This is a genomic window from Niastella populi (assembly GCF_002078015.1).
GTDB classification, from domain to species: domain Bacteria; phylum Bacteroidota; class Bacteroidia; order Chitinophagales; family Chitinophagaceae; genus Niastella; species Niastella populi.
On the sequence record NZ_LWBP01000210.1, the window covers coordinates 172,531 to 186,494 of the forward strand.

General features: G+C 46.7%; 8 protein-coding genes. 4 read left to right on the forward strand and 4 right to left on the reverse strand.

What is annotated here, in order from left to right:
* Positions 1-89: 89 nt before the first annotated feature.
* The 3 genes from A4R26_RS26260 (at position 90) to A4R26_RS26270 (ending at position 2,530) form a co-directional block, all read left to right on the forward strand.
* Positions 90-1,148, forward strand: coding sequence for a sensor histidine kinase (locus tag A4R26_RS26260; protein WP_081169494.1), 1,059 nt, complete (start codon positions 90-92; stop codon positions 1,146-1,148).
* Positions 1,135-1,842, forward strand: coding sequence for a LytR/AlgR family response regulator transcription factor (locus A4R26_RS26265; protein ID WP_081169495.1), 708 nt, complete (start codon positions 1,135-1,137; stop codon positions 1,840-1,842). The genes A4R26_RS26260 and A4R26_RS26265 overlap by 14 nt, the downstream gene beginning before the upstream one ends.
* Positions 1,843-1,975: 133 nt before the next feature.
* On the forward strand, positions 1,976-2,530 hold the full coding sequence (locus tag A4R26_RS26270) for a hypothetical protein (RefSeq protein WP_081169496.1): 555 nt from the start codon (positions 1,976-1,978) through the stop codon (positions 2,528-2,530).
* Between the two features lie 3 nt (positions 2,531-2,533).
* On the opposite strand, the gene A4R26_RS26275 is transcribed toward A4R26_RS26270, so the two are convergent.
* The 3 genes from A4R26_RS26275 to A4R26_RS26290 form a co-directional block, all read right to left on the reverse strand.
* Positions 2,534-3,352: a universal stress protein gene (locus tag A4R26_RS26275; protein WP_081169497.1), complete on the reverse strand. Its 819-nt coding sequence runs from the start codon at positions 3,350-3,352 to the stop codon at positions 2,534-2,536.
* A gap of 312 nt (positions 3,353-3,664) precedes the next feature.
* Complete coding sequence (locus A4R26_RS26285; protein WP_081169499.1) at positions 3,665-5,044, reverse strand: HAMP domain-containing sensor histidine kinase; 1,380 nt, start codon at positions 5,042-5,044, stop codon at positions 3,665-3,667.
* Positions 5,044-5,739, reverse strand: a complete 696-nt coding sequence (locus A4R26_RS26290) for a response regulator transcription factor (protein ID WP_081169500.1) — start codon at positions 5,737-5,739, stop codon at positions 5,044-5,046. Before A4R26_RS26290 ends, A4R26_RS26285 begins: the two co-directional genes overlap by 1 nt.
* Before the next feature lie 243 nt (positions 5,740-5,982).
* Here A4R26_RS26290 and A4R26_RS26295 point away from each other — a divergent pair, with 243 nt between their 5' ends.
* Positions 5,983-7,620, forward strand: coding sequence for a tetratricopeptide repeat protein (locus A4R26_RS26295; RefSeq protein WP_133054783.1), 1,638 nt, complete (start codon positions 5,983-5,985; stop codon positions 7,618-7,620).
* 869 nt (positions 7,621-8,489) lie between these two features.
* On the opposite strand, the gene A4R26_RS26300 is transcribed toward A4R26_RS26295, so the two are convergent.
* Positions 8,490-13,445, reverse strand: coding sequence for a LamG-like jellyroll fold domain-containing protein (locus tag A4R26_RS26300; RefSeq protein ID WP_081169502.1), 4,956 nt, complete (start codon positions 13,443-13,445; stop codon positions 8,490-8,492).
* Positions 13,446-13,964 lie beyond the last annotated feature (519 nt).

A 13,964-nucleotide genomic window follows, 5' to 3' on the forward strand; every position in this document is an offset into this window, starting at 1 on the left:
AACCCTGCAACCTGTTTTCTGTACTTTCCTGCCTGCCGTTCGTTGGGTTATTATCAGAATAGGCACATTTTCCCGATTTTTAGGGTGCTATGAAAAGAGTGCTGCTGCATAGTACCTTCTGGTTGGTGTATCTGTTGCAGGATACCGTACTGGAATTTGTTTGGATGGGCCCTGCCTTAAAGAACATTCCTGAAAATGTACAATTCTGGCTGGCGTTTAAAGCTGCGGTTGCGGCCGTGGTTCCTAAAATGCTGTTCACGTATTATGTTTTGTACGTAGCCATTAAACAGGTCATTCAGGGAATGCTGAAACTGCACCTGGTCATTTTGCAGGTTATTGCCGCTGCCATAATTACCATCATTTTTTACCGCGTCGTTTTCGTTTATTACATCAACCCGGTTATTTACGCCGGCGTGTTGAAAGAACGCCCGCTTTTTCATATCCTCGGTGTATTGCTGGCTGTTATGGATACCGGCTTTGTTTCTGGTATTGCCATTACACTGAAATTACTTCGAATACAGCTGGCTGCCCGCGAACGTGAAAAAAATCTCATTAAAGAAAAGCTGGAAGCGGAATTGCTATTCCTGCGCAACCAAACCAATCCCCACTTTTTATTCAATACCCTCAATAATATTTATGCGCTTGCCCGCAAACGATCTGAACATACGGCGGAAGTGGTGATGCGGTTATCGAAACTGTTGCGTTTTATTTTATATGGATCAAAAAGAAATGTGATCACCATTGCCGATGAATTGAAGGTCCTTGACGACTATATAGCACTGGAAAAAATGCGTTACGAACGGCTTACCATTCACTTTCATCGCGAAATAGACGACCCCACGAACAAGATAGCGCCATTGCTTTTACTGCCTTTTGTTGAAAATGCGTTCAAGCATGGGGCCAGTGAAAGCCGTTTCGATTCTTTTATCCGCATCGACGTGCAATTACGGCAGGGGCGGCTTACCTTTAAGATAGAGAATACCAAAGAGGATAATACAACAGCCGAAATACGCGATAATATCGGGCTGCGCAATGTACGCCGGCAACTGGAGCTTATGTACAATGAGTATGATCTGCAGCTGCAGAATGAACCTGGTACGTTTTCGGTACAGCTATTTATAAATTTAACCAGCTATGCACAGGTATAACTGTATAATTGTTGAAGATGAACCACTGGCGGCAGAAGTGCTGAAAGATTATGTTGCGCAGGTGCCCTTTCTGCATTTAAAAGGCATTTGTACCGATGCGTTGTATGCTATGGACGTGTTGCAAAAAGAAAAGATCGACCTGGTGTTCCTCGATATTCACCTGCCGAAATTGAAGGGGTTTGATTTTATTAAAGCGTTAAAGAAACCGCCGCATATCATCATTACCTCTGCCTACCAGGAATATGCGCTGCAGGGATATGAATTGAATGTGGTTGATTACCTGTTGAAGCCAATAGAGTTCAATCGTTTTGTGATGGCGGTTAACAAGCTGAAAGACAGAGATACGGCCGATGTGCCGGTTATAGCGCCGGCAGCGGCAATGGAACGGGCCGCCCTGTTCTTTAATGTGGGCAAGAAACGCGTGAAGGTATATATTGATGAGATCCTTTTTATCGAAAGCCTGAAGGAATACATAAGGATAACTGCAAAAGACAGGGCCATTCTCACCAAATTACAGTTAGGGCAAATTGAAGAAATGCTGGCGCAGAACGGTTTTCTGCGCATTCATCGTTCGTTTTTGGTGGCCCGTAACAAGATCGATGCTTTTTCGGCTACGGATGTGGAGGTTGCTGGTAAACTAATACCTATTGGAAGAAGTTATAAAGAGCAGGTGATGGTAATACTTGAATCATGAAAAAAGTTATTCAGTTGTTCAGTTAGTAAGTTAGCATTGAACTCAGAACTGAACAACTGAACAACTGAATAACTGAACAACTAAAGAACCTGCTGTTTGCAGGTACTAAACTGCATTTCGTTGAAAAATTGATATGGAGAAACGCCCTTTCCTTACATTCAGCATTCAACCAAATGCTGCTGTCATGACAACCGTTCAACCTGTTCCCGGTCTCCGGCAACATAATACAAAACCGCTGGTGAAAACAATTGCCTGGGTAGGCCTGCTGGCGGGAAGCCTCGATATTCTATCAGCCTTTTTGCATGCTTATATTGTACGGGGAACCGCTCCCGGCATCGTGTTGCGTTTTATTGCCAGCGCTGCTGCAGGTAAGCCGGCTTTTACCGGCGGCTGGGAAATGCCATTGCTGGGTTTGCTATTTCATTTTATGATCGCGTACGGTTTTACCATCCTGTTCTTCCTGTTGTATCCTCATTTGAAAATAATGTGGAAAAGCATGGCGCTTACCGCAATCGTTTACGGCATCTTCATTTTCGTGGTAATGAACCTGCTGGTGCTGCCGCTGACAAAGGTTCCCCGCGCCGCCTTTCATTTCGATAAAGCGGCTATAGCCACCGGCATCCTGATCATTGCGATCGGGTTACCGCTTTCATTTTTTGCCGGAAAGTTTTATGATGTCAGAAAATGATGATCAGTTATCGGGCGTTCTGAAAACGCATAACACGGGCATTCTTGCGTGGTTGATGATCCTTTGGGAAAAGGGCCCGATAAAGAATTGCTTGTTGGCAACATCAACCGTGGAAGAAATTACCAGCATGTCGGGCGCCGTTTTATCGGCTTTGTCGAGTACTTCTTCGGCAATATTTTTTCCGAAACTGTAACTTACCGCGTATTGTACGGCATTCTTCCAGGTGCTTTTCATTTCATCGGCGATTTCCGATACCTGTTTTACATCCTGGTCTTTTCTGTCGATGGAAATACCCAGTAGTTCGAAGTTACAATCGGGATAGATCTTGATGACCAGGTCGCTGATGTACTGGTATTTTTTAAACCCGCCCAATGTGGGTCTTATGGGGAAAAGCACTTTGTTGAAATCCTGCCATCTTTTGCCTTCAGGAACGATCAGTACCGGGCAGCAGGCATGTTTTATGGTATAATATGAGTTGGACCCGATGAAGTAGTCCCGGTGCCCGGAAGCGCCATAAGCGCCCATGACAACCAGGTCGGGTTTCATTTCGAGTGCAAGTTTTGCAATGGTTGGCCCAATAAATCCTTCCTTGAAAAATACGGTTGTTTCAATCCCGTGCCGTTGTTTTATATTGTCTGCGATGGCGTGCCCGATTTGAGTGGCATTTTTTATGGGATACGTTTCTTCCGCTGTATAAGCCGTATCATCTATATGCACGATCTGTATTGCCGCATTATTTCTTTTTGCTATAACAATCGCCGTTTCCAATGCATTAAAGGATGCCTCGCTATAGTCCGTAGGGATTAAAATATTTGTAATCATGAGGCCTTGTTGTGATCATTTTTTTCGGGGTACGGGGGGTAATGGCAAAGCGGCTGGTTTAGTTGTGTCGATCTTACGGGTAAGTTCAATTACAACCCCTTTTAATGAATCGTTTTGTAAAATGAGTTCTCTGTTCGCCCATTTATAGTCAATGGTTTGTTTATAAAGGCAACCGCTTACTGCTACGAGCATTGTAATAAACGCAAGCAGGCATGTAAATACTGGACGTCTGAGTTTCATTTGAAGCGGTTCTTTCCCATGCAATTTATTCCCAGTCTGTTATTGAGTAATTAATAGTGGGTTAGAAGTGTATTAGAATTTTGCCGTAGGCACGATGATCACAAATTCGGTGCCCTGGCCGGGGGTGGAACTTACCGAAATGCTGCCCTTATGCAGTTTGACTATGCGGTTGGCCAGTGACAGCCCCAGGCCAAAGCCTGACTGCTGACTGGTATTATTTACCCGGTAAAAGGGTTGAAAGATATATTTCAATTCTTCCTCAGGAATACCCATGCCCTGGTCGCTGATGGTAATGGAAATTGTATCGGACGCTGCCTTCAGTTTAATGACGGCCTTGTGATCGTTGGAATATTTGCAGGCGTTGGAAACGATATTTTTAATGGCGGTAAATAAGAGTTCTGCATTGCCGAACACGATCAGTTTTTGTTCTTCGGCGGGCATATCGTCGAACGACAAAACTACCAGGTAGTCGGGATTGCTTTTTTTGATCTCGGCGGGAAGGCTCATCAGTATTTCATCCATTCGTACCGGTAAGATATTCAGCCCGCCCGGGTCGCCCGAAGCCTGTGCAAATTCCAGCAGGGTTTGTGTTAGTTTGCTTAAATGACGTACATCCTGGTACACCGATTCCATTACAACCCGGTATTGCCCGGCTTCCCGGTTCTTTTGCAGCGATACTTCCAGCTGGCTCGAGATGGCAGTTAACGGGGTAGATAGTTCGTGCGAGGCATTGGACACAAAACGGCGCTGGGTTTCAAAGCTGTCCTGCAACCGGCCCAGCAGGCGGTTGAGGGTTTCCGACAGGTAATGCCATTCGTCCTTTACATCGCCGGTGCTTATCCGGCCCGAGAGATTATGGGCGGAAATATCATTGATATCATCGGCTATTTTGCGCACAGGCCGCATCAGGCGGTCGGAAAAGAAATAACCGCCCAGAAACGTAATGATGATGCCTGATAAAAAACTGAACCACAAGATATTTCGCAGCTGCCTGATCTTGGTTTTGCCATCCTCGTCGTAAGCTGCTGTAATGGCCACGATCCGCGACTGGGGGGTCACGTAGTGATACGCTACTGCTTCTTTACGGCCGATGTTGAAAAAGATGGCCCCTTTTACCCGGGCATCGTCGAGAATGGGGGTATCGATCCTGACGGTATCAACCGGTGCGTCGCTGTAACTATAGATCTTTTTGTTGAGGTAATCATAGGCCTGAAAGGTTTTGTCTTTCATTGCCAGCATAGTGGAGGAATCAATTTTACGAATGAGGTCCTGGTCAAAAACCTGCGACTGCCCCAGCAGGCGGGCGAGGGTAATGGCCCGGTTCTGCAAACGCGTGCGGATGTTTTGCTGCCGTTGCGAATAGGAAAAGTACCAGACGGTTGCGCATACCATGGCCAGGATAAAAAATACAATCAGACAGAACAATAATGTTATGCGCAGTTTAACGGGCATCAGCGATCGTTTTCCTTTAAAATATAACCCATGCCAACATGTGTTTGTATCAGCTTTTGTTCGTAGGGTTTGTCGATTTTATTACGCAGATAGCTTATATATACGTCGATGATATTGGTGTTGGTATCGAAATCGATATCCCACACGTTTACCGCAATGGCTGCCCTCGACACTACTTTGTTCTTGTTACGCAGCAGGTATTCCAGCAACTGAAATTCTTTAGCGGTTAAACTTATTACATCTTCTCCCCGCTTTACTTCTTTACTGTCGAGGTTCATGGTAAGGTCGGCCGCTTTAAGTAAGTTGCCAACCGGTACCTGCTGGTTCATAGTGCGTTTGAGCAGTACCCTTATTTTAACCAGCAGTTCCCTGAACTCGAATGGTTTTACAATATAATCGTCGGCGCCGGCGTCATATCCTTCTATCTTATCGTTCAGGGTGCTTAACGAGGTAAGCATAATGATAGGTATATGGGTATTGCGGGCCCTGATGATCTTCGTGAGCTCGTAGCCATTGAGGCCCGGCAGGTTTATATCAAGGATCACCAGGTTGAAATCGTGAGCGAAGAACAGCCGTTCGCCTATTTTACCATCATAGGCCACTTCAACATAATAGCCGTTCTCGGTAAGCCCCACATTTAACGTGTCGGCAATCTTTTGTTCGTCTTCAATGATCAGGATCTTCGTTTCTTCCATATACTTTTATTACGGTGTACTGGTACACGCAAATTGCAATAACAATAAGAACTGAATCGATGTTATAAGCGCTAAGTTACAATTTCAATTGCTATCCTTAAAAAATAGCAAAATACCGCCCGGCCAATGCGCCCGCCCCGGTTATCAGGGCTTCTAATGGACTTCTAATTCTGATTTAACAAGTGCCTAATTCCTGTAAAATAAGTTTGACAACCCTAATTTAAAAGTTGTAAAGATATGCTGATGAAAAAAGGACCAGTCACACTACTCTGCGCTATGATCTCGCTTGGCGCCTCCGCACAAACCGTGCAGGACGCAAAAAAAATGATCTATTACGAACGCTATAAAGCGGCGTCGGAACAACTGCAACAAATTGTAAAAACAGAACCTGCCAATGCAGAGGCCTGGTACCTGCTTACAAAAGCAAATTTGCAGTCAGACAATCCCGCTTCCACAAAAGATATTCTATTGCAAGCCGTACCCGATGTTAAAGATGAACCTTTTTACCAGGTTGCTTACGGAAGTGTATTGTTGCACAACGGGAACAAAGACAGCGCCCGCTTCTATTTCGACAAAGCGCTGGATAAAACCCGCAATAAAAATCCCGATATCCTGTCGGCGGTAGCCAATGCGCATATCGACGCCAAAACCGGCGATGCGGCATATGCCGTTCAGCTGCTCGACAGGGCCATCGACCGCGACAAAAAAGAAGCCGCCCTGTATGTAATGATGGGCGATGCCAATCGCAAACTGGGCAATGGCTCCGAAGCATACAAAATGTATACTGCAGCGCTGGGTAGAGACAAAGACCATGCTGCTGCCATGTACCGCATCGGGAAGATCTTCGTGTCGCAGAAGAACCCCGAAATGTACCTGAAGCATTTTAACGAGGCGCTGGCCGCAGATAGCAGTTATGCACCCGCCCTTTATGAATTGTATTATCATTATTATTTCACCGAGCCGCAAAAAGCGATGCAGTATTTTCAGCAATACGTTGCCAAAAGCGATAATAAGAAGGATAATGATGTACTTTACACCGATCTGTTGTACCTGAACAAACAATACCAGGAGGCCATTGCCAAAGCACAGCAGTTGATGGCCAAAAATAATGGCGACTCTATGCCCCGCCTTCATAAATTGATGGCTTATAGTTACCTCGGCCTTAAAGATTCAGCCAACGCCATGGCTAGTATGAACAAGTATTTTGCCAAAGAGGTAGACAGCAATTTTGTTGCAAAGGATTTTGAGATCATGGCCGATCTGTATGCAGGTATAGAAGGTAAAGAAGATTCTGCGATCGTTTATTATCAGAAAACGGCAGATAAAATAAAAGACAAACCTGAAAGATTTCAATTGTACAGGAAACTGGCCGACCTGCACAAAGACAAAAAAGATTACGTGAACCAGGCACATTGGCTGGGTATGTATTACCAGGATAATCCAAAGGCCACCAACATCGATCTGTTCAACTGGGGAATAGCCCATTTCAAAGGTGAATCATATGTACAGGCCGATACGGTATTTGGTACCTATATTCAAAAATATCCCGATCAGGCTTTTGGTTACTACTGGCGTGCCCGTACAAATTCCCTCATGGATTCAACCATGGAAAAAGGCGCGGCCATTCCCTGGTACAACCAGCTCATCACCCTTATTGAAAAAGACACCGCCAATAAAACCAATAAGAAGTGGCTGATAGAAGCATATGGTTACCTCGCAGCTTATGAAACCAACCAGGTAAAAGATTATAAAACGGCTACCGAGAATTTGAAGAAGATCCTGGTTATTGACCCCGATAATAAAGATGCACAACAATATATTTCAATACTTGAAAAGAAGTTAACAGCTGATAGCAAACCGGGATCGGATCCCGGCAAATAATAGGGCATGAAGATTAGTAACTCCAGTCACAATGCTCTTTTTCTACAGGTCATAGGTGGGTTATCCTTTCAAGGATAACTCACCGTTTTTTTTATAAGGAGGCTATGTCGGCTTCGTACACAATTGTCGCTTTTATACATTACCTGATCAGGATTATCAATAGCTGTATTAAAGCCGTTTACCGATGAAATTGAAGGGTAGAAGCGATGAATGGCTAAACGCCTTCAACAAAAACAATTAATTTTTTTTTATTATTAGTGTCGAAAAATTTTTTATTTGAAAAATTATTTTACTTTTGACTACCCAATTACCTTAGTTCTTCCTTAAGCTTTGATTATTAAACCTGCATTTCCTGCCTTATCAGTTCTAAGCCATTCAGTAAGATACACTACAAGATTCCCCCGGTTTATACATTTTGTAATTACACACCCGCCCTAATTCGTATACCAGGTTTTTTATTTTAACTGCAATTGAACATTGCAGCAGGCGCCTTACAGGCCAATACAATCTTAATATAATTCCAATTACTTAAACCGGTGCTGACAGGGCATTGCCTGCTGCTGGCAAAACCGAGCGATCTTATTATACCATGAAAAACCCATGATAACGCCAATATATAGTAGCCCGTGTATCCTGTACTGGTTAAGGTCAGCTTTATTTCTGGTTAGTCTGAACGTTTTGTTAGCGGTGGACGAATGCCTTATCTGTAGCCATCACTAATTAAATGGCTACTTTGAACCACAAGCTGAACTTATAATATGAAAAACCAAAGGTGACCCCTCCACATCGGGGTCACCTTTTTTTGGGCCTCCCCCTGACATCCTCCGTGGAGGGGGACAAAAAATGATATACTTAATTGGCGGTATAACCTATCGCTGAATGATCAACTGTTTAACACGTACTTCAGCAGCAGTAACCAGCTTTACAAAATATACACCGCTGCCGAGCTGGCTGGTGTTCACCGGGTAGCTGACTAATTGATTGGCCGCTGTTTCGCCGGTACTTACCACCTGCACCAGGCGGCCTTGCGTATTGTACAACTCGATGCGGTACTTACCCGGTTTGTTCAGCGTGAACGCAATGGTGCATCGGTTGCCGGCCGGTGTTGGGTAAATAATGAATTTTTGTTGCGCATCGATGATGGCCTGCGGCTGAGGGTCGTTGGTTGCGGTGCGTGCATTGCCTGCACTGTTTGTTGCGCAATGGCCCAACTGGCCGCCGATCAATTGCAGAACGGGTACTGCCAGTTTGTTTACGCAAAGCTCATAGCCACGATAACATACGGTTACCTTTTGTTCCCTGCCGCCGCAGCGCACATCTTTTACATGCAGGTTTACCGAAGCGGTGGCGGTGCAGCCATACGCATTTGTCGCTTTTGCCGTATAGCTGTATTCTCCGGCCCCGGTTGGGGTAAATACCGGGTTGGCAATGGTAGAATCGCTCAGGGCTGTAGCCGGCGTCCACCTGAATTGTGCAGGCGTTGCATTGGTAGCGGTCAATCTCAATTGCTGGCCGCCATAACCGAGGTAAATGGTATTGAGATCGGCGCCGGTATATACCGGGCTCATACGGTTAACCTTGATGGCCGGCGCGGGTATAGAACCGGTAACGGTGACAATGGCGCTGGCCGATGCGCGGTTATTGTTTGAGTCGATCACTGTTAACTGAACTTCGTTCTCTCCAATATCAGTACAGGTAAAGGTGTCTTTATCTACAAGCAACTGTTGAATGCCGTATCGATCGGCCGATCCATTGTCGAGATCGCCGGCGGCGATGCTGGCCATACCATTAACCAAAGTAACGGAAACGTTTTTGGTGATAACCGTTGGCGGTACGGTATCTGTAATGTTGAACTTCCAGGTAGTGCCGGTTGCTGTTTCGCCATCACGAACCGCATCAACACGCCAGAAGTAATTGCCGGGCGTGTTGGCATTGATAATTGTGTAGGAAGGAGCTGTAATGCCCGTTGCCAGTTCCTGCAAGCTGTCGGGTGATGCGCCCACATATACATTATAGGTCTGCGCTGTTCCTTTCCAGCCCAAATTCACGGTGCCATAGGCTACGCTGTCGCCATTGGCCGGCTGCGGATCGGTTACTGCCGTTATCAATGGATTGCCATTGTATAGTGAAGCGATCTCTGCAGGCGTCAATGCGTAGTTGTACAAACGCACATCGTCCATAATATCGTGAAAGGGCTTATTCTCGGGTGAATTGCCTATCAATAAAGGAGCGGCTTTACCTATGGTGCCGCTGGTTGAATAGGTTTTTGAACCGGCGGGAACGCCATTGATATATAACCTGATCTGCCGGGCGGCGGTATCTTTGACGGCAACTACATGTGAGAAGTTGTTGTTGAAGATATTAAATGCAGTGGCTCTTTTCAGGCTAACGCCTATGTCGCTTTTGGCCGATGCATCATCGATGGCAAATGTAAGCGTGCTATCTTTCAGTTGAATGCCATACCATTTTCCGCCGGGATCGGTGAACTGTCCTTTATGGATCAGGTAACAATCTTTTCCTGAACTATAATTGCTGTTACCGCTGGTGAGCTTTACCCATAGTGAAACGGTGAACGAATTGGCATCGAACAACAGGTGTTCGGCATGCGCCACATTCACCGCACTGCCTGCTACCGGGTTAAGGTATTGCAACCCGTTACCCGATTTACCGGGGGTAAATGTTGCTTCAGGCATATTTACGATGTTACCGTTATGATGATAGTTGCTGTTGTCGGCAACGATGGTGCCGCTGGTTTCATCGAATTTCCAGTGGCCCGTCATGCCTTTGGGCGATATCGCCCTGAACCACCAGGTAGCGCCCTGCGTAATTCCGGCATCGCCTTCAGCATCTACCCGCCAGTAATAGTTTGTTTTTGCGGCAAGATCATGGACTGTAAAGCCGGGGTTGCTCAGCGGCACATCTGCAACAAATGCAAGGTTGCCCGGATCGGCGCCGGTATATAGTTTGTACTTATTGGTTTTCAAACCGCCTTTCCAGGTAATGCGCAGGCTGTCGCCATACCCTTCCAGTGCGGCGCCATTGGCAATGGATGGACTGTAGGGTTGCAATGGCAGCGGGCTGGTGTGGTACAGGCCCAGCACTTCATCGGCGCTGAGCGCATAGTTATAGATCTTCAGCTCATCGAGCATGCCTTTATAGGGAGCGGGTCTGTTGGCAGTAGATAAAAATTCAAGCGCGCCAATGTTCCCTATAATAAGATCGCTGGCCTCTCCAATGCCGGCATTGGCTTTTGAAATAGTAGTTTCCTTCACCAGTGCGCCGTTCATGTACAACCGCAATCTTTTGGCCGCGGTATCGCGGATAGTGGTCACATGCACCCAGTTACCGGTAAAGAAAGGCGTACCATCGGCCTGCAGTTCGTCTTTACCGCCGCCATTGGCGTCGTTATCGTCGTCGATGGCAAACCGAAGTTGTTTGTTTTTGAATTCTATGTCGAATCGTTTACCGGTTGCGCCGGTTGCGGCATTGCGCGTTATGGAACCCTTGCACAACAGGTAAGCGCTGGTTGAGTTGTCGGATGGCAACAATGCAGCATCGGCCTTCATCCAGAACGATAACGAGAAAGAACCTTTGTCGAGGTACAGGTGGTCCTGGTGCGGAACATTCACCACGTAAATATCGGCATCGGCGGTTGAGAAATCAAGCGCATTATTTATTTTGCCGGCTACCCGTATGTTTTGGTTATCGTCGTCAAGGCCCAGCACGCCATGAGCCTGGTAAAGCGATGAATCGGTTACCTCGCGGCCTTCCGTTTCATCGAAGCTCCAGTGGCCCACCAAACCCAATGGAAAGTTTTTGGTGGTCCTGAACTGCCAAAGCGTTCCCTGTGTAGTGCCTTTGGCGTTGGTAGCATCGATGCGCCAGTAATAAGTTACAAAATCGGTGACGCCGGTAACACTGTACGAGGCATTGGCTGTGTAAGGGAGCGCTGCTTTTTTTACCAGGTTGCCGGTATCGGTACCGAAGTAAATGGCGTAAGTGGCAGTATTGCTGCTGCCGGTCCATTTTAAGGTAACCGCGTCGGCGGTTATTTCTACATATTGATTGCCGTTTGAGGGAACCGGCGCCGAGGCTGCTGCCGGGGCAGAGGGGAGCGGCGGCGTTTTTGTCGTAACCGGTGCGCTGTAAGAAGAAACACCCGCTGCATTCGCTGCCTTTAGCCGGTAATAATAAGTTGTATTGGGGTTAACACCGGTGCTGTCGCTGTAACTCGTTGCATTGGCTGGGGGCTGTGCAATCGCGGTATAGTTCACCCCGTCGGCCGAGCGTTCCAGTACAAAATGATCTTCATTGTTTGCATTGTCGGCCCATTGTATAACTACTTTGCTGTAAGGCGCAGGCAATTCAAAAGTGGAAGCGGTTAAGGTTACATTGGTGGGCGGTTTTATAAAATCCGCGGGTGGGGTAGCGGTAAGCGTATTGATGTATACTTCAATGTTCAGGTATTGCGGGTAGGTTGCATTATACGCTACTGCGTCCTGTGCATTATTCCGGTTCAAACCATGCGCATCTTCCCAGCTGTCGGGCATACCATCGTTGTCTGAATCTAACGGCGCCGGAGCATTGAAAACGGTTCCAACCCCGCCATTGGTAAATGGCAGGTCACTCTCGCGATATACATAATACCCTTTTGTGCCGCGCGAGCGAACTTCTTCGGCCAGCAATGAATCTACCTGGTCGCGGCGCGGATAACTTGCACCCACGCTGTCGATCACCCATGCATAAGCCTGCGCTGCGGTGAATGCGGGATTGGCCTGCGGGTAAGGGAAGGGTTGCGTTTTAAAACCATCGGGTGCAATGCCGGGATAACCAATGGTATCGTAAGGAACCGGCGCGCCATCGGAAATACCATTCTGGTTATTATCGAAGTAGTTACCTGAACCGTACAGGTAAAAGGTGCCGGTACCACGGGAGAACGGTGTTGTTTTGGTGGGTGGCGTCAGTGGCCCGCCCATGAAATAGTTGTTGATGATATTCACTTCCGAAACACCGGAAGAGCCGCCCATGATGTAGGCGTCGGCCGACCAGCCATAGTTGAGGTTATCGCCAAGGCGATTGCCGTTACCCCAGTCGTACACCACGTTGTTTACAAATTCATTTACCCCTTTTACTTTCGGGTTACGCGTTTTGTTACTGATGTACAGGTTCCTGATCAAACTTACTTTACCACCATCAGGCGTTTGTATCAACCCGCCTGCTGAGTGGTTTTCGCGGTGTAAGCCCTGAGCAATAATGGAATTTTGAATGGTGATGCTGTCGGGCGCGGTGCCTTTGTTGTCCCAGTTAATAGAGAACACTTCATCCATGCCCCAGCTGAACGACATATGATCGAAGATGATGTTGGCGCCATTGGCTAAACCTGAAGCGTCTTTGCCACTGTTACCGGTAGCGCCCAGCCTGATGCGCAAAAAACGACAGATCGTATTGTTGGCGCCGGTGAAGGTTACCCGTTTGTTGAACAGTACAATGCCATCACCCGGCGCTGTTTGTCCGGCAATGGTAACATTCGGTGCAACAAGAACATCGGAGGCGAGGTGTATGATTCCGCCAACGGCAAAAACCACAAAACGGCCGGGTGTGCTAACGGCTTCCCGAAAGGAACCGGCACCGCTGTCGTTCAAATTGGTAACTACATATACCGATGGTGATGCAATGCCTCTTGCCCCTTTGGCAAAGCGCCCGAAACCGGTAGCGCCGGGAAAAGCAAGTGTTTGAGCATGGGAAACAGTAAATGAATGGGTAAAAAGGAAAAGAAGAACCGCAAAGGCAATGGCTTTGCGATAACGTGAAGCAAAATTTCGCATGGCAATTAATTATGGAATGGTGTTATTGGCAATCGTTTAGTGCACACTGTTTCAGTTACTGCAATCTTTGATCAATGTTAGTTAATTGCAGCTGTTACATTGTCCTGCTCCATCCTGAATTGCATGAGGTCCCATTCGTTTTCTCAAAGATCAAATCAACATTTCACATTGCCCGTGCGGTATTTGAAAGGGTTGGCCCGGTAATTGACTTTACCGGTTTCTTTTTGACGTTGCCAGCTCGGAATCTGACATGTCTGTTTGTTTTTTTATGCATTACCAGTTCGGTTATTGACACAACCATTTAGGTATTTGATCCCACCCGCTCAGGTTTTCATTAATACAAGTCGGAAAGAAGCCAGTATGGTGTAGTCAGCCATCCATTCCTGGCTGGTAATGGCTTTTACACCAATGGTTATAGCAATAACCGCACACGAAGGGTCATTTACCCGGTTGGAGATGGCTATTACTTTTTGGGTAATGTCAAAACCTGGCCCGGTGAAGTGAAAAACCGGTTGGCGA